Origin of the sequence: Pseudomonas kielensis (assembly GCF_014236655.1) — a bacterium.
In the GTDB taxonomy this organism is placed as follows: Bacteria; Pseudomonadota; Gammaproteobacteria; order Pseudomonadales; family Pseudomonadaceae; genus Aquipseudomonas; species Aquipseudomonas kielensis.
On record NZ_JACMYG010000019.1, the window covers coordinates 62669 to 88284 of the forward strand.

A 25616-nucleotide genomic window follows, 5' to 3' on the forward strand; every position below is an offset into this window, starting at 1 on the left:
CCTCTTAGCGGGTGCCGCGACGGCTCATGAACGCCAGGCGCTCGAGCAACTGCACGTCCTGCTCGTTCTTCACCAGGGCCCCGGCCAGTGGCGGGATGGCCTTGGTCGGATCGCGCTCGCGCAGCACCGCTTCGCCGATGTTGTCGGCCATCAGCAGCTTGAGCCAGTCCACCAGTTCCGAGGTCGACGGCTTTTTCTTCAGCCCTGGCACTTTGCGCACATCGAAGAACACGTCCAGCGCTTCGCTGACCAGGTCTTTCTTGATGTCCGGGTAGTGCACGTCGACGATCTTCTGCAGGGTGGTGCGGTCCGGGAAGGCGATGTAGTGGAAGAAGCAGCGGCGCAGGAAGGCGTCCGGCAGCTCTTTCTCGTTGTTGGAGGTAATGATGATGATCGGACGTTGCTTGGCCTTGATGGTCTCGTCGATTTCGTAGACGTAGAACTCCATCTTGTCGAGTTCTTGCAGCAGGTCGTTGGGGAACTCGATGTCGGCCTTGTCGATTTCGTCGATCAGCAGGATCACCCGTTCCTCCGACTCGAAGGCCTCCCAAAGCTTGCCCTTTTTCAGGTAGTTGCGGATGTCGTGGACCTTGTCCACGCCCAGTTGCGAATCGCGCAGGCGGCTGACCGCGTCGTACTCGTACAGGCCCTGGTGCGCCTTGGTGGTGGACTTGATGTGCCAGGTGATCAGGCGCGCGCCGAAGGATTCGGCCAGTTGCTCGGCAAGCATGGTCTTGCCGGTGCCCGGCTCACCCTTGACCAGCAGTGGCCGCTCCAGGGTGATGGCGGCGTTGACCGCCAGCTTCAGGTCATCGGTGGCGACGTATGCGCGGGTGCCTTCGAACTTCATCGGTAATTCCTCGAACAGTAGCGCCGACCTGCGCCGGGCAGGGCGGGGGAAAGAGATCACATGCCCGACTATAACGCGGCGCCCGGTCGACTGTGAACGCAGACGGCTTATTCAGTCTCTGAATGGGGCGTCACATGGTGACTCAGTCAGCTGACGGCTTGGGCTGCTCGTATCGTGCATTAAAAGCCTGGATGAAGCCGTTGCGCAGAATCTGCAGGAAAGCCTGGAAAGCACTGATGTCCTGTTTATGCACGCTGCCACTGAGTTCGACCCGGGTGGCGAACTGGTTTTTCGGCTGGTTCTTGAGCACGGTTTCAGTGGTGCCCACCAAGGCCTCCCAGACCGAACGCAGGATGCCTTTCTTTTCATTGGCCACATCCTGCTGCCAGTTGAACACATCGACATCGCGCAACAGCGGCTTGATGTAGCCCTTGAGCTGGCCTTTGTTGGCCTGGGCTTCGATGACCACGTCGCCGTGGCCGGCATTGAAGTCGAACTTGCCATAGGCCGCGGCGAAGTCATTCATGCGCTTGAGTTCGATGTCCTTGACCCGCAGGCGGAACTCGAACTCCTCGAAATTGCTCAAGGGGTCGAAGGTGGCACTGGCTTCCAGCGGTGCGTGCCCCAGCAGCAGGGCCTTGCCCTCGAAGCGCGCGTCGCGCCGGCCCTTGACGTCCACCACGTTGGTCAGGTTGAACACACTGGCATCGACCTGGGTGGCTTGCATGTCGACCGGCGGTTTGGAATTGAAGTTGTGAAAGGTGATGCGCCCGTTATCGATGCGCACTTCGTCCAGGGTGATGGGCAGCAGTTTGCCCAGCTGTTCCCGCCAGTCGGTGCCGCGACCGGTCTGGGAGGCCTGCTGGTTGCCGCCGTCGACGAAGTTCAGCTCGGGTTTGACGAACAGCACCTTGGCCACCACGGCGTGGTCGTACCACAGTGAGTGCCAACTGACGGACAGGTCGATCAGTGGCGCCTTGACGAACGGTACCGGGACCTTGCCCTGGACCTTGACGATCTGCAGCCCGTTGATCCGGTAGGCGCCGCGCCACAACGCCAGGTCGACATCGCTGATCTGCCCACGGTAGTCGCCCATCTCCGCCAGCTTGTCGTTCAGGTAGTCGCGCACCAGGTAGGGCAGGGCGACGTGCAGGGCCACCAGCAGCAACGTTATGCTGGCCAGCGACCAGAGGGGCCAACGGTATCGACGTTTCATGGCATCTCGCTCAGGGGGTATAAGACGATGGACTGCGTGGGCGCGCAGACGTTCGTCTCGACTGGACGCCCAAGGGTGCGAGGCATACCCTTGAAGGCTTCTTCAACGCTGTACAAGGACCCAGCCATGAGCCGTATTTTTGCTGACAACGCCCACTCCATCGGCAATACGCCGTTGGTGCAGATCAACCGTATCGCGCCACGTGGTGTCACCATCCTGGCCAAGATCGAAGGGCGAAACCCGGGTTATTCGGTCAAATGCCGGATCGGCGCGAACATGATCTGGGACGCTGAAAGCACCGGCAAGCTCAAGCCGGGCATGACCATCGTCGAGCCGACCTCGGGCAATACCGGCATCGGCCTGGCCTTCGTCGCGGCCGCGCGTGGCTACAAGCTGATGCTGACCATGCCGGCCTCGATGAGCATCGAGCGGCGCAAGGTGCTCAAGGCCCTGGGCGCCGAACTGGTCCTGACCGAGCCGGCCAAGGGCATGAAGGGCGCGATCGAGAAGGCCGCAGAAATCCTTGCCAGCGATCCAACCCAATACTTCATGCCGCAGCAGTTCGATAACCCGGCCAACCCGGCCATTCACGAAAAGACCACCGGTCCGGAAATCTGGAACGACACCGACGGTGCGGTGGATGTGCTGGTGGCCGGCGTAGGCACTGGCGGCACCATTACCGGCATCTCGCGCTATATCAAGCACACCCAGGGCAAGCCGATTCTTTCAGTGGCGGTGGAACCTGTGGTCTCGCCCGTGATCACTCAATTGATGGCCGGTGAAGAAATCAAGCCAAGCCCGCACAAGATCCAGGGCATTGGTGCCGGTTTTGTGCCGAAGAACCTTGATCTGTCGATCGTCGACCGGGTCGAGCTGGTCAGTGACGAGGAGTCCAAGGCCATGGCCCTGCGCTTGATGCAGGAGGAGGGGATTCTCTGCGGGATTTCCTGTGGTGCGGCGATGGCAGTGGCCGTGCGCCTGGCCGAGACCCCGGAAATGCAGGGCAAGACCATCGTGGTGATCCTGCCTGACTCCGGTGAGCGTTATCTGTCGAGCATGCTGTTCAGTGATCTGTTCACCGAGCAGGAGAATCAGCAGTAAGGCATGCGGGTCGGGGCGGGCGCCGCAAGCGGGCACCCGCCCCGACAGCAGAGGAATGAAGGGCGTTGGGTTTGATCCCGGTCAGTCAGGGTTCAGTAACCTTGTGTTACTTAGGTTTGTTGCGCAAACCTCAATACTGAATGTTAGGAAGTGCGGTTTTTTGCAAGGTCGGCAGTGAGTATCATGGCCGCCTGCCACGTCGGGTAAATGGCGCTGCGCAGTGACGTTATTCTTCAAGGAGTTGTTGCATGAGTTTTTCTTTCGCCGCCAAGGCTTCGCTGTTGCTGCTATTTGTCGGCAGCACCCTCTATGTGCACTTGCGCGGCAAGGCGCGGTTGCCGGTCCTGCGGCAATTCGTCAACCATTCGGCTTTGTTCGCCCCCTACAACGCCTTGATGTACCTGTTTTCCGCGGTGCCTTCCAAGCCCTACCTGGACCGCAGCAAGTTTGCCGAACTGGATGTGCTCAAGGACAACTGGCAAGTCATTCGCGACGAGGCCATGCACTTGTTCGACGAAGGCTACATTCGCGCCGCCGAGCACAACAACGATGCCGGGTTCGGTTCGTTCTTCAAGAAAGGCTGGAAGCGGTTTTACCTCAAGTGGTACGACAAGGCGCTGCCGTCGGCCGAGGCCCTGTGCCCCAGGACCGTCGCGCTGGTCAATAGCATCCCCAACGTCAAGGGTGCGATGTTCGCCCTGTTGCCCGGTGGCAGCCACCTCAACCCCCACCGCGATCCGTTTGCCGGCTCCCTGCGCTATCACCTGGGGCTGTCCACGCCGAACTCCGACGCCTGCCGCATTTTTGTCGACGGCCAGGCCTACGCCTGGCGCGATGGCGAAGACGTGATGTTCGATGAAACCTACGTGCACTGGGTCAAGAACGAAACCGAGCAGACCCGGGTGATTCTGTTCTGTGACATCGAGCGCCCCTTGAGCAACCGCCTGATGACCCGCCTCAACCGCTGGATCAGTGGCCTGCTGGGCCGCGCTACCGCGCCGCAGAACGTGGATAGCGAGCGAGTGGGCGGGATCAACCAGGTGTATGCCTGGAGCAAGAACTCCAGCGACCGGTTCAGTGCGCACTTCAAGCAATGGAAGCGTCGCAACCCTAAGCTGTACCGCATCCTGCGCCCGGTGTTGGCGGTGCTGGTGTTGACCTTGCTCGGTTACTGGCTGTTCGGTTGATCCGCAACCCGCAAAACCGAGGCACGTCCCACCTGCAACAGGTTGTTGCAAACCATGTCGAGCGCTGGTTATAGTCAGCGCTCGACGGGTTTGAAGCCCGGCGCTTTCCCTCCTGAAAAAGATCAGCCCATGCCTGCATCCCACCTCAACGCGGTAGTCGATTCAGCGGTCAACGCTGGCGTCGTGCCGTGCGGGAATCTGCAGCCTGCGCAGATCAGTCACTACCCCCCTCCTGTCTGTTGCACGCCAGTGTGCGCGGTGGTCTCGCCGCCAGGTGTCGGTTGCTCGGCCTGATCAGCATTCGCTGCTGTGCCCTGCGTCATACCTGAACACAAAAAAACGAATTTCAGTTTTTGGCTGAATTGGCTTATTGCCTGATGACAGGTGGTCCAGATGTTGCTCATTTCAAAAAAAACCGCGCTCGCGGCGGCTTCCACGAGCGTGTTCGTCCTGCTCTGGAGTAGCGGGGCGATTTTCTCCAAGTGGGGGTTGGCCCATGCCTCGCCCTTTGCGTTTCTCCTGATCCGCTTTGCCATTGCCTTGTGCGGGCTGGTGCTGTTGGTGCCGCTGCTCAAGCTCAAGCTGCCCCGAGGGCGCAAGGCGACCTGGTATGCCGCGGCCACCGGGCTGGTGCTGTTGGGGGCCTATCAGATTTTTTATCTGCTGGCCCTGGACCTGAAGGTCACCCCAGGGGTGATGGCAACGATCATGGGGGTGCAGCCGATCCTCACCGTGGTCCTGATGGAACGCCAGCGTAGTAGGCGCCGGATGTTCGGCCTGGCGCTGGGCCTGGCGGGGCTGATCATGGTGGTGTACCAGGGGATTGGCCTGGCCGGGATGTCACTGACCGGGATGTTTTTTGGCCTGCTGGCGCTGGTGAGCATGACGGTCGGCTCCATCATGCAAAAGCACATCACCCAGGACCCGCTCGGCACGCTGCCGGTGCAGTACCTGGCGGGACTGTTGTTGTGTGCGCTGTTCGTGCCCTTCCAACCGTTCCACTTCGAGCACAGCAGCGGGTTCTTTGTGCCGGTGCTGTGGATGGGGCTGGTGGTGTCGGTACTGGCGACCCTGTTGCTGTACCGCCTGATTGCCCGGGGCAACCTGGTCAACGTCACCAGCCTGTTTTACCTGGTACCGGCGGTGACGGCGGTGATGGATTACCTGATTTTTGGTAATCGACTGGCGATGCTGAGCCTGCTGGGCATGGCGTTGATCATCGTGGGCCTGGTGTTTGTGTTTCGCCAGTCGAGGTAATGCCTGAGTGCCAGGTGCGGCGATTCACGGACGAATCGCCCGCCTGGCCGGGCGCAGCACCATCCACAACGCCGCCGTGATCAGCAAGCCGCCATACAGGTGCGCCATCGACAGCGGTTCGTCGAGAAACAGCGCGCCCCAGAGCACGCCGAACGGCGGGATCATGAAGGTCACGGTCATTGATTTGACCGGGCCAATGGACGTCAGCAGGCGGAAGTACAGGATGTAGGCGAAGGCCGTGCAACCCAGGCCCAGGCCCAGCAACGACAACCAGACACTCCAGCCGCCCCAGCTCACGGGCGGCTGACTGATTACGCTGTAGCCAAACAACGGCAGCAGGAACAGGGTGGCGCCGAGCATGCTGCCCAGGGCCGAGAGACGGCTGTCGAGGCCGCCTTGCTGGTCGAGCCAGCGCCGTGCGAGGAACCCGGCAAAGCCATAACAGGTGGTCGCCACCAGGCAGGCGAGGGCGCCCATCAGCAGTTCCAGGTCAAAGGCCACGGGGCCGGCACGGGTCAGGATCGCCACGCCAAACAAGCCCAGGGCCACCCCGGCCATCTTCGACAGGCTCAGGCGTTCGCTGAAAAACAGGCCGCCGATCAGCACCCCCATCAACGGCGTGGTGGCGTTGAAAATCGCCGAGTAGCCGGCAGGCAGCACTTGGGCGGCCACCGAATACATGGTCGCCGGGATGCCTGAGTTGATCACCCCCAGCAGTAATACGGTCTTGAACTTGCCGCGAAAATCCCAGTGGGTGCGCATCAGCGCCAGGATCAGCAGCAAGCCGGCGGCGGCAATCGACACCCGGAAAAAGGCCGTGGGCACAGTGCCGATGACCGGGGCGATGATGCGCATGAACAGAAAGCTCGCACCCCAAATGGCAGCCAGGGCCAACAAACGCAGAATATCGACGGGGTTCACAGCTCGTTCCTTCATTAATCAGCGCGCCAGTGTCGCTGCGCGCCGGGGGCAAGGCAATGGTTGCGTTGCCTGACAATTGGCCTCTAAGCTCAGGCTCCAACGATAAGCACCATCTCGCAGAGGTCTTCACATGCCGCAGCCATGGCCAGCCGCCGATATCGCCCAGATGATCCTCGACGGCTTTGACGATTACCGCGAGCATTTTCGCCAGATCACCGATGGCGCCCGGGCGCGTTTCGAGCAGGCGGCATGGCAGGAGGCGCAGGTCGCTTCGGCGGCACGGATCAACCTCTACGAAGAAAAGGTCAATGAAGTGGTGGGGCGCCTGCACGCGACCTTTGCCGCTGATACCTTGCTCGAAGTCAGTTGCTGGCCGCTGGTCAAGAGCGCCTACATCAGCCTGATCGACTTGCGGTTCGACGATGAACTGTCCGAGACCTGGTACAACTCGACCTTCTGCGGGCTGTTCAGCCACGACCTGATCAGCGACGGCAGCATGTTCATCCACACCACCCGCCCAAGCCTGCGTCGGGCCCGGGCGGCGCAAACCCGCACCTACAAGCCTCAGGGGCAGTTGTCGGGAATGCTGGCGAGCATCTTCAGCGACTACCGCTTCAGCGAAGACTACGCCGACCTCGACGGTGACCTGCGTCGGCTCGAAGCACAATTGCGCGAGAACCTGCCCGACTGGGTGTGCAAGGACCCTAACCTTGCGGTCGAGCTGTTTTCCTCGGTGCTGTACCGCAACAAGGGTGCCTACCTGGTGGGGCGCATCTACACCGCCGATGAGCAATGGCCGCTGGTGATCCCGTTGCTGCACCGCGAGGGCCGGGGGATCCAGATCGATGCCTTGATCACCGACGAAGCCGACGTGTCGATCATCTTCTCCTTTACCCGCTCCTACTTCATGGTCGACGTGCCGGTGCCGGCGGAGTTCATCGGCTTTCTCAAGCGCATCCTGCCGGGCAAGCACATCGCTGAGCTGTACACCTCGATCGGCTTCTACAAACACGGCAAGTCCGAGTTCTACCGGGCGCTGATCAACCACCTGGCCAACACCGATGACCAGTTCATCATGGCTCCCGGGGTGCGCGGGATGGTGATGAGCGTATTCACCCTGCCCGGGTTCAACACCGTGTTCAAGATCATCAAGGACCGCTTCTCGCCGTCAAAAAACGTCGACCGGGCCACGGTGATCGAAAAGTACCGGCTGGTGAAAAGTGTCGACCGGGTCGGGCGCATGGCCGATACCCAGGAATTCGCCGACTTCCGTTTTCCGTTGAGCAAGTTTGATCCGGCGTGCCTGGAAGAGTTGCTCGAGGTCGCGGCCTCGACCGTGGCCGTGGAAGGCGACACGGTACTGATCCGCCACTGCTGGACCGAGCGGCGCATGACGCCATTGAACCTGTACCTGGAAAACGCCAACCCCGCCCAGGTGCGCGAAGCGCTGGAAGACTACGGGCTGGCGATCAAGCAACTGGCGGCGGCGAACATCTTCCCCGGGGACATGCTGCTGAAGAACTTCGGCGTCACTCGCCATGGCCGTGTGGTGTTCTATGACTACGACGAAATCTGCTTCCTGACCGAAGCCAACTTCCGCCATATCCCGCAGCCGCGCACCCCGGAAGACGAAATGGCCTCCGAGCCCTGGTACTCCATCGGCCCGCTGGACGTGTTCCCCGAAGAATTCCCGCCGTTCCTGTTCGCTGACGCGGGGCAACGCAAACTGTTCGACCAACTGCACGGCGAGCTGTACAACGCCGATTACTGGAAAAGCCTGCAAGAGGCGATTCGCGCGGGCAAGGTGATCGATGTGTTTCCGTATCGGCGCAAGGGGCTGGATAACGAGTAGCGCCTACCGACGCCTTCGCGGGCGGCGCTCCGCTTGCCCGCGAAAAGGCCGCACAGGGTGGGGTCATGCACCGCACCATCATTTATCCCGCCAAATCTGCGACAATCGCCCCCCTGCGCCACTAGACGACTTTTGCGTACCTGATGACTGACGAATCGCCTTCCATCGACAAACTGTTGAACAACCTCGATCACGCCATGCTTGCCGACCGCCACCGGCTGCGGCGCCAATTGCTCGAGCTGCGCAAGAAACCCGACGAGGCCAAGTTGGCCCAGTGGGTCACGCGCCTGCAAGCGTCCTGCGACCAGGTGCTGGCGCGGCGTGCCAGCCTGCCGGTGATTCGTTACGACGACAGTTTGCCGATTGCCGCCAAGCGCGACGAAATCAAGGAAGCGCTGCTAAAGCACCAGGTGTTGATCATCGCCGGGGAAACCGGCTCGGGTAAAACCACCCAGTTGCCGAAGATCTGCCTGGAAATCGGCCGCGGCCAGCACGGGCTGATCGGGCACACCCAGCCACGGCGGATTGCCGCGCGCAGCGTCGCCAGCCGGGTCGCCGAGGAACTGGCCACGCCGCTGGGGGCGCTGGTCGGCTATCAGGTGCGGTTCGAGGATCAGAGCGACTCCAATACCCTGATCAAGCTGATGACCGACGGCATCCTGCTGGCGGAAACCCAGAACGACCGCTACCTCGAGCGCTACGACACGATCATCGTCGACGAAGCCCACGAACGCAGCCTGAACATCGATTTCCTGCTCGGTTACCTGAAAACCCTGCTGCCGCGCCGTCCCGACCTCAAAGTCATCATCACCTCGGCGACCATCGACCTGGAGCGCTTCTCCAAGCACTTCGACGACGCGCCGATTGTCGAAGTCTCGGGGCGTACCTTCCCGGTGGACACCTGGTACCGGCCGCTGACGCTTGAGCAGGACGAGGAAGGCAACCGGGTCGAAGACGACCTGACGGTGGACCAGGCGATCCTCGCCACCCTCGATGAAATCGCCGCCCATGAACGCAGCGAGCGCCGCAGCCCAGGTGACGTGCTGGTGTTCCTGCCGGGCGAGCGGGAGATTCGCGACGCCGCCGACATGTTGCGCAAGGCCCAGCTCAAGCACACCGAAATCCTGCCGCTGTATGCTCGCCTGTCACCGGCCGAGCAGCAGCGGATCTTCCAGTCGCACCCGGGGCGGCGCGTGGTCCTGGCGACCAACGTCGCGGAAACCTCGTTGACGGTGCCGGGGATTCGCTACGTGATTGACAGCGGCACCGCGCGCATCAGTCGCTACAGCTACCGGGCCAAGGTCCAGCGCCTGCCGATCGAGGCCATCTCCCAGGCCAGCGCCAACCAGCGTAAAGGGCGCTGCGGCCGGGTCGAGCCGGGCATCTGCATTCGTCTGTACAGTGAAGAAGACTTTATCGGCCGGCCGGAATTTACCGACCCGGAAATCCTGCGCACCAACCTGGCGGCGGTGATCCTGCAGATGCTCCATCTGCGCCTGGGCGAGATCACCGACTTCCCGTTTATCGAACCGCCGGATGGCAAGGCCATCAGCGATGGCTTCAACCTGCTGCAGGAACTCTCGGCAGTAGACCGCAACAGTCAGCTGACGCCGCTGGGCCGGCAACTGGCGCGCCTGCCGGTAGACCCGCGCATGGGCCGCATGCTGCTGGAGGCGGCCCGGTTGGGCAGCCTCCAGGAAGTGTTGATCGTCGCCAGTGCCATGTCGATCCAGGACCCGCGCGAGCGGCCGCCGGAGCGTCAGCAGGCCGCCGATCAGGCCCACGCGCAATGGAAGGACGTCGACTCGGACTTCGCCGGGCTGGTCAATCTGTGGCGCGGCTTTGAAGAGCAGCGCCAGGCGCTGACTGCCAGCCCCTTGCGCAACTGGTGTCGCAAGAATTTCCTGAACTACCTGCGCCTGCGCGAATGGCGTGACTCTCATCGCCAGTTGAGCCTGATCTGCCGCGACATGCAGCTGTCGCTCAACAAGGAACCGGCGGATTACCCCAGGTTGCACAAAGCGGTGTTGTCCGGCTTGCTCAGCCAGATCGGCCAGAAAACCGAGGACGGCGACTACCTCGGTGCCCGCCAGCGGCGGTTCTGGATTCACCCCTCATCGGGCCTGGGCAAGAAGCGCCCGCAATGGCTGATGACCGCCGAACTGGTGGAGACCACCAAGCTCTACGCGCGCATGGTGGCCAAGATCGATGCCGACTGGATCGAACCGCTGGCCGGGCACCTGATCAAGAAGAACCACTTCGAACCCCATTGGGAGAAGAAGCGTGGGCAGGTGGTGGCGTACGAGCAGATCACCTTGTTCGGGCTGATTATCGTCGGTCGCCGTCCGGTGCATTACGGGCCGATCGATCCACTGGTATCGCGCGAGCTGTTCATCCGCGAAGCCCTGGTGCGTGGCGAGATCCAGTCCAAGGCCAAGTGCCTCACCGCTAACGCGCAACTGCTCGAACAGCTCGATGAGCTGGAAGCCAAGGCACGCCGGCGCGACATCCTGGCGGACGAAGAAACCCTGTTCGCCTTCTACGACGCGCGCTTGCCGGCAGAGATTCACCAGACTGCGACCTTCGACAGCTGGTACCGGGTCAACAGCCAGAAAGACCCGCAGCTGTTGATCATGCGCGAGGAAGATGTGCTGGCGCGCGAGGCCAACGAAATCACCGCGGCGCATTACCCGGACACCCTGCGCCTGGGCGACCTGACCCTGCCGTTGAGTTATCACTTCGAACCCAACCATCCGCGTGATGGCGTGACCCTGCGCGTACCGGCCCCGCTGTTGCCGATGTTGCCACCGGAGCGCCTGGAGTGGCTGGTGCCGGGGGTGATCGAGGCCAAGTGCATCGCCCTGGTGCGCAACCTGCCCAAGGCCTTGCGCAAGAACTTTGTACCGGTACCGGACTTCGTCAAGGCAGCCTTGCAACGCATCACCTTTGGCGACGGCTCGTTGCCCCAGGCCCTGGGTCGGGAGTTGTTGCGCATGACCGGTGCCCGGGTCAGCGACGAGGCCTGGGCCGAAGCCGCGCAGCAGGTGGAAAGCCACTTGCGGATGAACCTGGAAATTGTCGACGGCCAGGGCAAGTTCCTCGGCGAAGGCCGCGACCTGGCCGAACTGACGGCCCGGTTTGCCGAAGCCAGCCAGGCGGCCCTGGCGGTGCCACAGACTGCGAAAAGCCAACAGCCGGTGGAGGCCAAGGTTTTCGCCGCCGTGGCACAGCAGACCCAACAGAAGATCGCCGGGCTGTCGATGACGGTCTACCCGGCCTTGGTGGAAGAGGCGGGCACGGTCAAGGAGGGGCGTTTCTCGACCCCGGCCGAGGCCGAGTTCCAGCACCGCCGTGCCTTGCAGCGCTTGCTGATGCAGCAACTGGCGGAGCCGGCGAAGTTCCTGCGGGGCAAATTGCCGGGGCTCACCGAACTGGGCTTGATGTACCGCGAACTGGGGCGGATCGACGCGCTGGTGGAAGACATCCTGCTGGCGAGCCTGGACAGCTGCATTCTCGACGGTGAACCGAGCCTGCCCCGCGACGGTGCCGGGCTGGCGGCGCTGGCCGAACGCAAGCGCGGCGGCTGGACCGAGCATGCCGAACGCCTGGCGAAGCTGACGCTGGAGATTCTCAAGCTCTGGCACGGCCTGCAAAAACGCTTCAAGGGCAAGATCGACCTGGCGCAAGCGGTGGCCTTGAATGACATCAAGCAACAGTTGAGTCACCTGGTGTACCCAGGGTTTGTCCGCGAAACCCCGATGGTGTGGCTCAAGGAGCTGCCGCGCTACCTCAAGGCCGTCGAACAGCGCTTCGAAAAACTCGGCGCCCAGGTCCAGAAGGACCGGGTCTGGAGCGGCGAATTGTCGGCGCTCTGGGCGCAATACCAGGCCCGCGCCAGCAAACATGCCCAGGAAGGCAAGCGCGATCCGCAACTGGAGCTGTACCGCTGGTGGCTGGAAGAGTACCGGGTGTCGTTGTTTGCCCAGCAACTGGGGACCAAGGTGCCGATCTCCGACAAGCGCCTGAACAAGCAGTGGACCCAGGTCGAACCGTAGACCCCAGGCTTGTGCAAAAAACTGTGGGAGCGAGGTTGCTGTGGTGCCTGTTGTAGGGGCGTTATCCAGCAAAAATGGGCCAAAACCCTGGGTTTATGGCAAACTTCGCCGCTATAAACATCGGCCCCGCGGTTTTGAGCCTTCGCGCTGCGGGCAGGTCGAATAAAGCGATGCCAGGTTTGCGTCCCCCGGATGGGAATAGACCCTTTATGTATTGGTACGTCGGTGCCAATGCTTTCTGCCTGAACAGATTAGAGAAACGAGCATGCATAACGTCGTCATCAGCGGCACCGGCCTGTACACCCCGGCCAACAGCATCTCCAACGAAGAGCTGGTGCAGTCTTTCAATACTTACGTCGCCCAGTTCAATGCCGACAACGCCCAGGCCATCGAGCGTGGCGAAGTCGAGGCGCTGACCGAGTCCAGCGCTGCCTTTATCGAAAAAGCTTCCGGGATCAAGAGCCGCTTTGTCATGGACAAGGAAGGCATTCTCGACCCCGCGCGCATGGCACCACGCCTGCCTGAGCGCTCCAACGACGAATGGTCGGTGCTCTGCCAGATGGCCATCGGCGCTGCCGAACAAGCCCTGCAGCGTGCCGGCAAGACCGCCGCGGACATCGACGGGGTGATCGTCGCCTGCTCCAACCTGCAGCGCGCCTACCCGGCCATCGCCATCGAAGTCCAGGAAGCCCTCGGCATCCAGGGGTTCGGTTTTGACATGAACGTGGCCTGCTCCTCGGCCACCTTTGGCATCCAGGCCGCCGCCAACAGTGTGCAACTGGGCCAGGCCCGGGCCATCCTGATGGTCAACCCGGAAGTCTGCACCGGTCACCTGAACTTCCGTGACCGCGACAGCCACTTCATCTTCGGCGATGCCGCGACGGCGGTGATCATCGAGCGTGCTGACCTGGCGACCTCCCCGTACCAGTTCGACGTGGTCAGCACCAAGCTGTTGACCAAGTTCTCCAACAACATCCGCAACAATTTCGGTTTTCTCAACCGCGCCGCGGAAGAGGGCATCGGTGCCCGCGACAAGCTGTTCGTCCAGGAAGGCCGCAAGGTGTTCCGTGACGTGTGCCCGATGGTTGCGGAACTGGTGGGCACTCACCTGCAGGAGAACAGCCTGAACGTCAGCGACGTCAAGCGTTTCTGGCTGCACCAGGCCAACCTCAGCATGAACCACCTGATCGTCAAGAAACTGCTGGGCCGTGAAGCCACGGAAGAAGAGGCACCGGTGATCCTCGACACCTATGCCAACACCAGTTCGGCCGGTTCGGTGATTGCTTTTCACAAGCATCAGGATGATCTGCCTGCCGGCTCCCTGGCGGTGCTCAGCTCCTTCGGCGCCGGTTACTCGATTGGCAGCGTAATCCTGCGCAAACGCTGATCCTGCGTTAGCAAAACACCCCTCACAGCCTGCGGTTGCGCCGCAGGCTGTCGCTTTTCCTCCCTCGTAATCCCTCTATCTCGCGGCTTTCAGCCCGCTCGACGACGCGTAGCAGATTTATTTCGATTCGAAGTAAAAAAGTTCCGTTGTCATCAAATCTTTATCTAATGGCAACTTGCCTGCAATACGCCCTCGCCAAGATTCCCTCCCAACACAAGCGGGCCTGAACCGCGTGTTTCCAGCTTTAGACCACCAATTAGGGGAACTCTTCGATGATCCGTAAGCACTTCGCCGGTTTTGCTGCCAGCGCACTGGCCATGGCAGTGACCGCCCAGGCTTTCGCTGGCACCGTCACCTCTGACGGCGCTGATATCGTAGTCAAGACCAAGGGCGGCCTCGAGGTCGCAACCACCGATAAAGAATTCAGCTTCAAACTGGGTGGCCGCCTGCAAGCGGACTACAGCCAGTTCGACGGCATCTACACCAAAAATGGTGACACGGCGGATGCGGCCTACTTCCGTCGCGCCTTCCTGGAGCTGTCCGGTGTGCTCTACACCGATTGGGCCTACACCATCAGCTACGACTTCTCCCATAACGCCGGCGACTCCGACAACGGTTACTTCGACGAAGCGTCCCTGGCCTACAACGGCTTCAAGCCGGTGTCGATCAAGGTCGGCCGCTTTGACCCGGACTTCGGCCTGGAAAAAGCCACCAGCTCCAAGTGGGTTACCGCGCCAGAGCGCAACATGGCCTATGACATGGTCGACTGGGCCAACGTTCACCAGAATGGCCTGGGCCTGCAAGCCTCCAGCACCTTTGCCGAGTCGTTCTACGCCTCCGCCGGCGTGTTCAGCAAGGACACCGACGACACCGATGGCAACAGCGTCAAGCAGGTCAACGGGCGCTTCGTCTTCGCCCCAATGCACGAAGCCGGCAATGTCCTGCACTTCGGTCTGAACCTGGCATCCCGCGATGTCTCGGATACAGCCTTCGACTCCCGTTATCGCACCCGGATGGGCATGCGTGGCGTGGAAACCCTGGGCGGCAACGATGCGGGCAGCAACGGCAACCGTCCGGTGCTGGGTGGCAGTTCCTCTTCGCCAGCCGGTTCCTTCGACCGTGACGACGCATTGGGCCTGGAAGCCGCGTTCGCCATGGGCCCCGCCTCGATCCAGGGTGAATACATCACCCGCAAGACCAAGGCTGACAGCAGCGCTTATGAAGACATCAAGGGCCACGGCTTCTACGTACAGGGCGCCTACACCCTGACGGGCGAGTCCCGCGGCTATAAAGTCGGCAAGTTCGACGCGATCAAGCCGGCCAACAAGTCGGTGGGTGCCTGGGAAGTGTTCTATCGCTACGACAGCCTGACCGTCGAAGACGACAACATCACCACCGCCACCCTGACCCGTGACGTCGGCGATGCCGAAGCCAAGGTGCACACCCTGGGCGTCAACTGGTACGCCAACGAAGCGGTGAAAATCTCCGCGGCCTACCTCAACGCCAAGACCGAGAAGGTCACCAACGCCACTGCAGCCAGCGGTTCGACCCCGGCACAACGCACTGGCGATGACAGCGGCGACGGTTTTGTAGTGCGCGCGCAATACGTGTTCTAAATCGCAATACCCGCAGCATGAGCTCTTACTTCATCCGTTAAAGCTCCTTTCGTTTCACCCCGCCTCGGCGGGGTTTTTTTTATTCCGGCAAGCCTCGGGGATGGGCGATACTCGGCAGGTCTTGAGGTCGTGCCTGTGGGGAACAGAATGCCGTTACATGTTTTGGACAGTCTGTCCGCCATTGCGCCGCCAGAGTGGGACGCGCTAGTGCCTGACACTCAGCCGTTCCTGCGCCATGCTTTTCTCAGCAGCCTGGAAGACAGTGGCAGCCTCGGCCCGCACTCGGGCTGGCAGCCGGAACACCTGTTGCACATCGAAGACGGTCGCCTGCTGGCGGCGTTGCCCAGTTACCGCAAATGGCATTCCTATGGCGAGTACGTGTTCGACCATGCCTGGGCCGATGCCTGTGAGCGTGCGGGAATCACCTATTACCCCAAACTGTTGAGCGCCGTGCCGTTCAGTCCGGTCAGCGGTCCGCGTTTGCTCGTGGCCGATGGGCAGGACGGTGTTGAGTTGCTCAAGAGCTTGCCGGGCTATCTGGAGATCGAAGAACTCTCCAGCGCCCATATCAATTTCACCGATGCCTTTACCGACGCCGCCCTGGCCCAGCAGCCGGGCTGGTTGCAGCGCGTTGGCTGTCAGTATCACTGGCAGAACCGCGGTTACCGGGACTTCCAGGATTTTCTCGATGTGCTCAGTTCGCGCAAGCGCAAGCAGATGCGCAAGGAGCGCGAGCAGGTGGCGGGGCAGGGCATCGAGTTTGAATGGCTGGAGGGTCAGCAACTGGACCAGGCACAGTGGGATTTTGTCTATGCCTGCTACGCCAATACCTACGCGGTGCGCCGGCAGTCACCCTACCTGACCCGGGCGTTTTTCAGCCTGCTGGCCGAGCGTATGCCGCAAGCGATTCGTGTGGTGTTGGCCAAGCAAGGTTCGCGGCCGGTGGCCATGGCGTTCAGCCTGGTGGGCGGCGATCGTTTTTATGGCCGCTATTGGGGCTGCCTGGCGGAGTTCGACCGTTTGCACTTCGAGACCTGCTTCTATCAGGGCATGGACTATGCGATTGCCAACGGTTTCCAGCGCTTTGATGCCGGTGCCCAGGGCGAACACAAGCTGATTCGTGGTTTTGAACCGGTGATCACCCACTCCTGGCATTACTTGCGTCACCCTGGGCTCAAGTCCGCGGTGCAGGACTTCCTGGCGCGCGAGCGCGTCGGGGTCCTGGGGTATGCCGAGGAAGCGAAGAGCGCCTTGCCTTATCGACAAGGCTGATCTTCGCGCCGCACGCCGCTCAGTTGTCTTCTTTGCCCAGCCAGCGATAGACCACGCCGCCAATCACCGCGCCCAGCAGCGGCGCCAGCCAGAACAGCCACAGTTGCTGGATCGCCCAGCCGCCGACAATCAGCGCCGGTCCGGTGCTGCGTGCCGGGTTGACTGAGGTGTTGGTGACCGGGATCGAGATCAGGTGAATCAGGGTCAGTGCCAGGCCGATGGCGATCGGAGCAAAGCCTGCGGGGGCACGTTTGTCGGTGGCACCGAGGATGATCAGGATGAACATCGCGGTCATCACCAGTTCCGTGACAAACCCTGCGGCCATCGAGTAGCCGCCGGGGGAGTGCTCACCGTAGCCGTTGGAAGCCAGGCCGCTGGCCAGCTCGAAGCCGGGTTTGCCACTGGCGATGAAGTAGAGCAGGGCCGCGGCGATGATGCCGCCGAGCACCTGGGCGATGACGTAGGCCGGCAGCTCCTTGGCCGGGAAGCGCCCGCCGACCACCAGTCCGAGGGATACCGCCGGGTTGAGGTGGCAACCGGAGATGTGGCCGATGGCAAAGGCCATGGTCAGCACCGTCAGGCCAAACGCCAGGGACACCCCCAGCAGGCCGATGCCCACCTCGGGAAAACCCGCCGCCAGCACCGCACTGCCGCAACCACCCAACACCAGCCAGAACGTACCTACCAACTCTGTAGCCGATCGTTTTAACAGAGACATGAGAGTGTGCCCTTTCGAGTTAACGCTGCCGTGTGCCTCTGCAGATGGACTACAGAACCATCTCCAGAACCTTTGCTGAGTGAAGCAGGATTTTTCTGGAATGCCAGTTCGGGGGAGCGTCAGAGGCCCTGAGCGAGGGGCTCTGGGGGCTCGTGGGGGCATATCGAGCAGCCTTTGTGGGAGCGAGCCTGCTCGCGAAAAGCCAGAGAGCACGACGGGGTGTCAGGCCACGGGCGTCATCATTGATGACCATCGCGAGCAGACTCCGCTCGCTACGATTTCAATCGATGCCGACAAAACCACCGGTCTGGTGCTGCCACAGGCGTGCATACAGTCCTCCGTGGGCGAGCAATTGGGCGTGGCTGCCGCTTTCGGCGATCTGGCCGTTTTCCAGGACCACCAGGCGGTCCATGCGGGCGATGGTGGAGAGGCGGTGGGCGATGGCGATCACGGTCTTGCCCTGCATCAGGGTTTCCAGGCTTTCCTGGATCGCGGCTTCGACTTCCGAGTCCAGGGCTGAGGTCGCTTCGTCCATGATCAGGATCGGGGCGTCCTTGAGCAGCACCCGGGCGATGGCGATCCGCTGGCGCTGGCCGCCGGACAGTTTCACCCCGCGTTCACCGACGTGGGCATCGAAGCCGGTGCGCCCTTCGGCGTCGGACAGCAGCGGGATGAATTCATCGGCCCGGGCCTTGTGCGCCGCTTCCCAGAGTTCGGCGTCGGTGGCGTCGGGTTTGCCGTAGAGCAGGTTGTCGCGGATCGAGCGGTGCAGCAGCGAGGTGTCCTGGGTGATCATGCCAATGCGCTCGCGCAGGCTTTCCTGGGCGACGTGGGCGATGTTCTGGCCGTCGATCAGGATCTGTCCGCCCTGCACGTCGTACAGGCGCAGCAGCAGGTTGACCAGGGTCGATTTACCCGCGCCCGAAGGGCCGATCAGGCCGATCTTCTCACCGGGCTTGATGACCAGGTTGAGGTCGCTGATGATTCCGCTTTTTTTGCCGTAGTGGAACGCCACATGCTCGAAGCGCACTTCGCCACGCGTCACTTCCAGGCGGGGCGCCGGTTCGCGGTCGGTCACGCTGATTGGCTGGGCGATGGTCTGCAGGCCGTCCTGGACCATGCCGATGTTTTCGAAAATGCCGTTGACCACCCACATGATCCAGCCCGACATGTTGACGATGCGGATCACCAGGCCGGTGGCCAGGGCAATCGCTCCCACCGAGATCAGCGACTGGGTCCACAGCCACAACGCCAGGCCGGTGGTGCCGACGATCAACAGGCCGTTCATGGTGGTGATGACGACGTCCATGCTGGTGACCACACGGCCGGCCAACTGGGATTTTTCGGTCTGTTCCGCGATGGCCTCGCGGGCGTACTGCTGTTCGAAGTTGGTGTGGGCAAACAGCTTGAGGGTGGTGATGTTGGTGTAGCCGTCGACGATCCGCCCCATGAGTTTGGAGCGGGCATCGGACGACACCACCGAGCGCTCCTTGACCCTGGGGACGAAGTAACAGAGCGCGGCGATGTAGGCGGCGATCCAGGTCAGCAACGGGATCATCAGGCGCCAGTCGGCCTCGGCGAACAGCACCAGCGAGCTGATGGCATAGATCAGCACATGCCACAGCGCATCCACGGCCTGCACTGCAGAGTCGCGCAATGAGTTGCCGGTTTGCATGATGCGCTGGGCGATGCGTCCGGCGAAGTCGTTCTGGAAGAAATTCAGGCTCTGCTTGAGCACGTAGCTGTGGTTCTGCCAGCGGATCATGCTGGTCATGCCGGGGCTCAGGGTCTGGTGCACCAGCAGGTCGTGCAGGCCGACAAACACCGGCCGCAGAATCAGGGCCACCACGGCCATCCAGGCCAGCTCGGCACCGTGCACCTTGAAAAAGTCGGCATTCGGCGTGCCCTGGGCGAGGTCGATGATCCGGCTCAGGTAGCTGAACAGCGCCACCTCGACCAACGCGGCAAACAGGCCCACCACCAGCAACGCGACGAAGCTGGGCCAGACTTGGCGCAGGTAATAGGTATAGAAGGGCAGCACCCGGTCGGGCGGGGCCGCTGTCGGGGCTTCACGGAAGATGTCGATGAGTTTTTCGAAGCGGCGATAGAGCATCAGTCAAACGCCCGCGTGCGGGCTCTCCTGTTTTGATGCGAGCGGCGCGATCAACCATCCGCTGCCGCTCGGGACGCCCTGTACAGCTTAGTCGATGCGCTTGGCCGACTTGATCAGCACCGGGTCGATCGGCACGTTCTGCATGCCTTGTTTGGTGGTGGTTTGCGAGTTGACGATGATGTCGACGACGTCCATGCCCTTGACCACTTTGGCGAAGACCGCGTAGCCGGCATCGCGGCCCGGGTTGAGGAAGTCGTTGTCGGCAACGTTGATGAAGAACTGGCTGGTGGCCGAGTTCGGATTGGACGTGCGGGCCATCGACAGGGTGCCACGTACGTTGTGCAGGCCGTTGCTGGCTTCGTTCTTGATCGGTGCCTTGGTGTCTTTCTGCGCCATCTGTTGGGTGAAACCACCGCCCTGGACCATGAAGCCCGGGATCACCCGGTGGAAAATGGTGTTGTTGTAGAAGCCGCTGTCGACGTACTCAAGGAAGTTCTTGGTACTGATCGGTGCCTTGACCGGGTCCAGTTCGATTTCGATCTGGCCGTTGGTGGTCTCCAGCAGTACGTGGGGAGCCTTGGTCGCTTCGGCGGCCATCAGGTTGGCGGCGAACAGTACGGTGCCGGCCACGAGGGCGATTTTTTTCAGCATGGGTCAGTGATCCTGGATAGTGGTGTCGACTGTGGTTAAAAACTCAAGCAGGGTTTGGTTGAAGCGGTGTGGCTGGTCCAGCGGGGTGGCGTGGCGGGAATCGTCGATCACCACCAGGCGCGCATCGGGCAGCAGTTTGACATAGGCCGCCTTGAGTGCCACCGGGGTGTAGTCGCGGTCGGCGCTGATGACCAGGGTTGGACAGGTCACTCGGGACAGTCGTTCCTCGACCCCCCAGCCAACAATGGCATTGAAGCTGGCGAGATAAGCACGTTTGTCGTTTTTTGCCCAGCGCTCGGCCATCTTTTGCCGCAGCCCGGCCTGGTCCGGCTTGGGGAACAGCTTGGCACCCAGGGCTTTGCCAATGGTGCCCAGGCTCAGCACGTGCATCAGGCTCCAGCGCTTGAACCATTGCCAATAATCATCGGCGCTGCGTAGCTTGACCTGGGGGGCGCTGTTGACGATGCACAGGCTCTTGAGCAGCGCCGGTTGATCCACTGCCAGCTGAAAGCCGATCATCCCGCCCATGGACAACCCCACCAGGTGGGCCGGGCCAAGGTTGAGGTGCTCGATCAAGGCCACCAGGTCGGCGCTGAAGCCGGCAATGCTGTAGCGCTCGCGGGGCTTGTCGGAACGGCCATGGCCGCGCACGTCGGGGACGATCACTCGGTAATGTGCCGCGAGCTGGGGAATCTGCTGCTCCCAGTCCAGGGTGCTCGACCCCAGTCCGTGCACCAGCAGCAACGGTGCACCGTGGCCATACTCCTCGTAGTGCAGGGTGCAACCTTCATGCTCGAAATAGGCCATGGCGCAACTCCTTGTCAGGCTTGTTCTGGGGCGGCGAACGGGGCATCCAGCGGCGCGGTGTCGAAGGTGCGCAGCAGTTCGATGAGGATCTGCGTGGCCGGGCCCAAGGGTTTGTCCTTGTTCGAATAGAGATAGAAGCTAGGGTTGCGGCTGCCACCCTGGTCCAACGGTAGCAGCTTGAGCACGCCTTCCTTGAGTTCACGCTCGATCAGGTGCCGGGGCAGCCAGGCAAAACCCAGGCCGCTGCTGACGAAGGTCGCGGCGGTGGCCAGGCTGCCGACGGTCCAGCGCTGCTCGGCACCCAGCCAGCCGACGTCGCGCGGTTGCTGCCGGCCGGAGTCGCGGATCACCACTTGCAACTGGCTTTCCAGGTCCTGGAAGTTCAACTCGCGGTTGAGCCGGTGCAAGGAGTGCTCGGGGTGGGCCACGGCGACAAATTCGACATCACTGAGCTCCGCCCCAAGGTAGCCGGGAATGCTGAACCCACAGATGGCCAGGTCGGCCACGCCTTCGAGCAGCACCTCCTCGACCCCGGACAGTACTTCTTCGCGCAGGCGCACGCGGCAACCCCGGCTTTGCGGCATGAACGCGGTGAGCGCGCGGACCAGCCGGGCACTGGGGTAGGCGGCGTCGACCACCAACCGCACCTCAGCCTCCCAGCCTTGCTCCATGTGGTGGGCCAGGTCTTCCAGTTGGCTGGCCTGTTTGACCAGTTGCCGCGAGCGCCGCAGCAGCACGCCACCGGCCTCGGTCAGCACGGCCTTGCGCCCGTCGATGCGCAGCAGCGGCACGCCGAGCTGGTCCTGCATGCGCGCCACGGTATAGCTGACGGACGATTGCGAGCGGTGCAGCACTTCGGCCGCCTGGGCGAATCCGCCGTGGTCGACCACGGCCTGCAGCGTGCGCCATTGATCAAGGGTCACGCGGGGCGCTTTCATGATGGGCTCCTCTTGTCCTAAGCTGGCGCCTTCCATTGGAGGCTGCCGAATGAAAAAAATCTGTTGTGTGCTGCTGGCGATGTTGCCGTTGAGTGCGTTTGCCTATCCCATCGATGTCGAGAAACAACTCAATGGCCTGAAGATTGACTACACCACCTACGCCACTGACTACGACATGGGCTCCATCACCCTGAACAACTACGGCGATAAAGCCGCCGACTGCAAGGTGATCTTTCGCAACGGTCCGGAGTCTCCGCGCACCCGCCGGGTCAGTATCGAGCCGGGGCGCAGCGCCGAGCTGTCGGCCAAGTTCAGCCGCAAGATCATCAAGCTCTACCTCACGGTAACTTGCACCCCGAAATGATCGGCTGCGGGACGAGGCGGTTGGGCATGCTTCGCTTATAAACGAATTTATTGATGGGTTGTAGCAGTTATTTGCGCTTTTTCATCGATATGACTCTGTTTACTCTCCACTCCATCGACTTACAGCATTCACCGATGGAGGCTACATCCCATGTCCCGCGTTCTGATCATCGAAAGCAGTGCCCGCCAGCAAGACTCGGTATCCCGTCAACTGACCCAGACCTTTATCGAGCAGTGGCAGGCCGCACATCCGGCCGACTCGATCAGCGTCCGCGACCTGGCGAGCCAGCCGGTCCCGCACCTGGATGGCAATCTGCTGGGTGGCTGGATGAAGCCCGCCGAGCAGCGCACTGACATCGAACAGGCTTCGCTGGAACGTTCCAACCTGCTGACCGACGAACTGCTGGCCGACGATGTCCTGGTGCTGGCCGCGCCGATGTACAACTTCACGATCCCCAGCACCCTCAAGGCCTGGCTCGATCACGTGCTGCGCGCCGGGGTCACCTTCAAGTACACCGCAACCGGCCCGCAAGGCTTGCTCAGCGGCAAGCGCGCCTATGTGCTGACCGCTCGCGGCGGGATCTACGCCGGCAGCAGCAGCGATCACCAGGAACCCTACCTGCGCCAGGTCATGGCGTTCATCGGTATTCACGATGTCACCTTCATCCATGCCGAAGGCATGAACCTGGGTGGCGACTTCCAGGCCAAGGGCCTGGACCAGGCCAACGCCAAACTGGCTAAGGTCGCTTGATATGTTAATCGCCAGATAATCGCTGGGTGGTCTAGTGAGCTGGCGTACCCCTTCAAGGTTGCATGCGTATCGAACCTCCCTTTGCACTTGTTGCTCCTGAGTGCTCCCGCCCGATTGCACGCTTTAGCGAGATCGGGCTTTTTTTTGCCCGCCATTTGCCCGCTGGCCAGTGTGTAGCGGTTGTGAGGGCCTGCTGGTTCCACAAAATTTGTGTTGGTTGGGTGTTCGCGATCAGCCCTAAAAACCGCTATCGTCGCCGCCATTGAAAAATGAGGCGAGCATGGGCTATCTACTTTTTGTCACGCTGATCCAGGCGTTTTCCTTCAGCCTGATCGGCGAATACCTGGCCGGTCATGTCGACAGCTACTTTGCGGTGCTGGTGCGGGTGGTCCTGGCCGGGCTGGTGTTCATTCCGCTGACCCGCTGGCGCTCGGTAGAACCGGCGTTCATGCGCGGGATGCTGGTGATCGGCGCCTTGCAGTTCGGCGTGACCTACGTCTGCCTGTACCTGAGCTTTCGTGTGCTGACGGTGCCGGAAGTGCTGCTGTTCACCGTCCTCACCCCCCTGCACGTGACCTTGATCGAAGACGCGCTGAATCGCCGCTTCAACCCCTGGGCACTGGTGGCAGCGCTGGTGGCGGTGCTGGGTGCCGCCGTGATCCGCTACGACCGCATCAGCCCGGACTTCCTCATGGGCTTCTTGCTGCTGCAACTGGCCAACTTCACCTTCGCCGCGGGGCAGGTGATGTACAAGCACCTGGTGGCGAGGTACCCCAGCGACCTGCCGCACTACCGACGGTTTGGCTACTTCTACCTGGGGGCCTTGCTGGTGGTGTTGCCGGCGTTCCTGTTGTTCGGCAAAAGCAACTTCCTGCCCGAAGCCCCGCTGCAATGGGCGGTGCTGCTGTTTCTTGGCCTGGTGTCCACGGCGCTGGGCCTGTACTGGTGGAACAAGGGTGCCTGCCTGGTCAACGGCGGGACCCTGGCGGTCATGAACAACCTGCACGTGCCGGTGGGCTTGCTGCTCAACCTGCTGATCTGGAACCAGCATGAAGAACTGGGGCGGCTGCTGTTGGGCGGCCTGGTGATCGTGGCGGCGGTGTGGATCAGCCGGTTGGGCATTCGCCCACCGGCCAACGCCACCTGAGGTTGGGCATTACCCCCGCTGTTGTTCCAGCGGCGCGATGTGACTGGCCCCCAGCACCGCCGGCAGGATCCCGGCCCGCAGGTCGTTGCCGCTGGGTTGCTGGTACAGGCTCAGGCCAAAATCCGGCAGCACTGCCAGCAGGTAGTCGAAGATGTCGCCCTGGATGCGCTCGTAATCGGCCCAGGCGGTGGTGCTGGTAAAGCAATAGATTTCCAGCGGCACGCCTTGGGCAGTGGTCTGCATCTGGCGGACCATGCAGGTCATGTTCGGCTGGATATGCGCATGGCTCTTCAGGTAGGCCAGCGCGTAGGCGCGGAAGGTGCCGATGTTGGTCATCCGCCGGCGGTTGGCTGACATCACCGCGACGTTGCCCTGGGCCTCGTTCCAGGCCTTGAGTTCGGCCTGCTTGCGCGTCATGTAGTCGGTGAGCAGGTGGATATTGCTCAAGCGCTGCTCTTCGTCATCGGTGATGAAACGCACGCCGCTGGCATCGATGAACAGGCTGCGCTTGATCCTACGCCCGCCGGCGGCCTGCATGCCGCGCCAGTTCTTGAAAGACTCTGACATCAGGCGCCAGGTCGGGATCGAGACGATGGTCTTGTCGAAGTTCTGCACCTTGACCGTGTGCAGGGTGATGTCCACCACATCGCCATCGGCCCCCACCTGAGGCATTTCAATCCAGTCGCCGACCCGCAGCATGTCGTTGCTGGTCAGTTGCACACTGGCGACGAATGACAGCAGGGTGTCCTTGTAGACCAACAAAATCACCGCCGACATGGCGCCCAGGCCCGACAGCAGCAGCAATGGCGAGCGGTCGATCAGGGTCGCGACGATGATGATCGCGCCGAAGATGAACAGCACCATTTTCGCCAGTTGCACATAGCCTTTGATCGAGCGGGTCCGGGCGTGTTCGGTGCGCGCGTAGATGTCCAGCAGGGCATTGAGCAGGGCGCTGATGGCCAGCACGAGGAACAGGATGGTGAACGCCAGGGCCACGTTGTCGAGAAAATTGCGGGTGATCTTGTTCAGTTCAGGGATCAGGTTGAGGCCGAACTGAACCACCAGTGACGGCGTCATCTGGGCCAGGCGGTGGAACACCTTGTTGTTGAGCAAGTCATTGAGCCAATGCATAGCCGGTTGCCGACCGAGCAATTTGACGGCGTGCAGGATTAGGTAGCGCGCCACTCGTCCGACGACCAGCGCTACCGCCAGCAATATCAGCAACGCCAGGGCGGAGTACACGCGTGGGTGTTGCTCCAGCGCGGTCCAGAGTTCTTGGGTATTGAGCCAGAGCTGTGTGAGATCCATAAGCTAAAACGATTCTTCTGTAGGACAGGACGGGGCCGATTAGAGCATTTAAGCGGTGTCGGGTTTGGTTTTGCGACAAAACAGCTAACAAAATACCCACTGTTTG

20 protein-coding genes are annotated in these 25616 nt (G+C 61.8%); 11 read left to right on the forward strand and 9 right to left on the reverse strand.

What is annotated here, in order from left to right; genetic code table 11:
* Positions 1-4: 4 nt before the first annotated feature.
* Positions 5-850: an AAA family ATPase gene (locus tag H7995_RS17875; RefSeq protein ID WP_078473226.1), complete on the reverse strand. Its 846-nt coding sequence runs from the start codon at positions 848-850 to the stop codon at positions 5-7.
* 142 nt (positions 851-992) lie between these two features.
* Entirely contained in the window at positions 993-2066 is a 1074-nt protein-coding gene (locus H7995_RS17880) for a DUF748 domain-containing protein (RefSeq protein WP_185818692.1), read from the reverse strand.
* Positions 2067-2192: 126 nt separating this feature from the next.
* Between H7995_RS17880 and cysK the strand changes: the two genes are divergently transcribed.
* The 3 genes from cysK to H7995_RS17895 all read left to right on the forward strand — a co-directional run bounded on the left by cysK (position 2193) and on the right by H7995_RS17895 (position 5611).
* Positions 2193-3167, forward strand: coding sequence for a cysteine synthase A (gene cysK, locus H7995_RS17885; RefSeq protein WP_095171684.1), 975 nt, complete (start codon positions 2193-2195; stop codon positions 3165-3167).
* A 248-nt stretch (positions 3168-3415) separates the two neighbouring features.
* The gene (locus H7995_RS17890; RefSeq protein ID WP_166592122.1) at positions 3416-4354 is read left to right on the forward strand and encodes an aspartyl/asparaginyl beta-hydroxylase domain-containing protein; all 939 of its coding nucleotides are present in this window, start codon (positions 3416-3418) and stop codon (positions 4352-4354) included.
* A 393-nt stretch (positions 4355-4747) separates the two neighbouring features.
* Positions 4748-5611 (forward strand): DMT family transporter, encoded by an 864-nt coding sequence (locus H7995_RS17895; protein WP_185818693.1) that lies wholly within the window; start codon positions 4748-4750, stop codon positions 5609-5611.
* Positions 5612-5635: 24 nt separating this feature from the next.
* Here H7995_RS17895 and H7995_RS17900 read toward each other — a convergent pair whose 3' ends face one another.
* Entirely contained in the window at positions 5636-6532 is an 897-nt protein-coding gene (locus H7995_RS17900; protein WP_166592120.1) for a DMT family transporter, read from the reverse strand.
* A 130-nt stretch (positions 6533-6662) separates the two neighbouring features.
* Between H7995_RS17900 and aceK the strand changes: the two genes are divergently transcribed.
* The 5 genes from aceK (at position 6663) to H7995_RS17925 (ending at position 16714) form a co-directional block, all read left to right on the forward strand.
* Positions 6663-8384, forward strand: a complete 1722-nt coding sequence (gene aceK, locus H7995_RS17905) for a bifunctional isocitrate dehydrogenase kinase/phosphatase (protein WP_166592119.1) — start codon at positions 6663-6665, stop codon at positions 8382-8384.
* A 143-nt stretch (positions 8385-8527) separates the two neighbouring features.
* Positions 8528-12439, forward strand: coding sequence for an ATP-dependent RNA helicase HrpA (gene hrpA, locus H7995_RS17910; protein WP_166592118.1), 3912 nt, complete (start codon positions 8528-8530; stop codon positions 12437-12439).
* Between the two features lie 265 nt (positions 12440-12704).
* Complete coding sequence (locus tag H7995_RS17915) at positions 12705-13826, forward strand: beta-ketoacyl-ACP synthase III (RefSeq protein ID WP_166592117.1); 1122 nt, start codon at positions 12705-12707, stop codon at positions 13824-13826.
* 272 nt (positions 13827-14098) lie between these two features.
* Positions 14099-15442 carry an OprO/OprP family phosphate-selective porin gene (locus tag H7995_RS17920; protein WP_185818694.1) on the forward strand — a complete coding sequence of 448 codons (1344 nt, stop codon included), beginning with the start codon at positions 14099-14101 and terminating at the stop codon, positions 15440-15442.
* A 147-nt stretch (positions 15443-15589) separates the two neighbouring features.
* Positions 15590-16714 (forward strand): GNAT family N-acetyltransferase, encoded by a 1125-nt coding sequence (locus H7995_RS17925; protein WP_166592115.1) that lies wholly within the window; start codon positions 15590-15592, stop codon positions 16712-16714.
* Between the two features lie 19 nt (positions 16715-16733).
* On the opposite strand, the gene aqpZ is transcribed toward H7995_RS17925, so the two are convergent.
* From aqpZ to H7995_RS17950, 5 genes are all read right to left on the reverse strand, one after another.
* Positions 16734-17432 carry an aquaporin Z gene (gene aqpZ / locus H7995_RS17930; protein ID WP_095170905.1) on the reverse strand — a complete coding sequence of 233 codons (699 nt, stop codon included), beginning with the start codon at positions 17430-17432 and terminating at the stop codon, positions 16734-16736.
* A 280-nt stretch (positions 17433-17712) separates the two neighbouring features.
* Positions 17713-19545, reverse strand: coding sequence for an ABC transporter ATP-binding protein (locus H7995_RS17935; protein ID WP_166592114.1), 1833 nt, complete (start codon positions 19543-19545; stop codon positions 17713-17715).
* An 87-nt stretch (positions 19546-19632) separates the two neighbouring features.
* On the reverse strand, positions 19633-20196 hold the full coding sequence (locus H7995_RS17940) for a peptidylprolyl isomerase (protein WP_166592113.1): 564 nt from the start codon (positions 20194-20196) through the stop codon (positions 19633-19635).
* A 3-nt stretch (positions 20197-20199) separates the two neighbouring features.
* Entirely contained in the window at positions 20200-21003 is an 804-nt protein-coding gene (locus H7995_RS17945) for an alpha/beta fold hydrolase (protein WP_166592112.1), read from the reverse strand.
* A 14-nt stretch (positions 21004-21017) separates the two neighbouring features.
* Entirely contained in the window at positions 21018-21941 is a 924-nt protein-coding gene (locus H7995_RS17950) for a PA3225 family LysR-type transcriptional regulator (RefSeq protein WP_166592111.1), read from the reverse strand.
* A 49-nt stretch (positions 21942-21990) separates the two neighbouring features.
* On the opposite strand from H7995_RS17950, the gene H7995_RS17955 reads away from it, so the two are divergent.
* The 3 genes from H7995_RS17955 (at position 21991) to H7995_RS17965 (ending at position 24202) form a co-directional block, all read left to right on the forward strand.
* Entirely contained in the window at positions 21991-22305 is a 315-nt protein-coding gene (locus H7995_RS17955; RefSeq protein WP_166592110.1) for a 3-phosphoglycerate kinase, read from the forward strand.
* Between the two features lie 150 nt (positions 22306-22455).
* Complete coding sequence (locus H7995_RS17960; RefSeq protein WP_185818695.1) at positions 22456-23055, forward strand: FMN-dependent NADH-azoreductase; 600 nt, start codon at positions 22456-22458, stop codon at positions 23053-23055.
* 280 nt (positions 23056-23335) lie between these two features.
* Positions 23336-24202 carry a carboxylate/amino acid/amine transporter gene (locus tag H7995_RS17965; RefSeq protein WP_166590556.1) on the forward strand — a complete coding sequence of 289 codons (867 nt, stop codon included), beginning with the start codon at positions 23336-23338 and terminating at the stop codon, positions 24200-24202.
* Positions 24203-24211: 9 nt separating this feature from the next.
* Here the strand turns inward: H7995_RS17965 and H7995_RS17970 are convergent, their stop codons facing one another.
* The gene (locus H7995_RS17970) at positions 24212-25510 is read right to left on the reverse strand and encodes a mechanosensitive ion channel family protein (protein ID WP_166590555.1); all 1299 of its coding nucleotides are present in this window, start codon (positions 25508-25510) and stop codon (positions 24212-24214) included.
* Between the last annotated feature and the right edge of the window lie 106 nt (positions 25511-25616).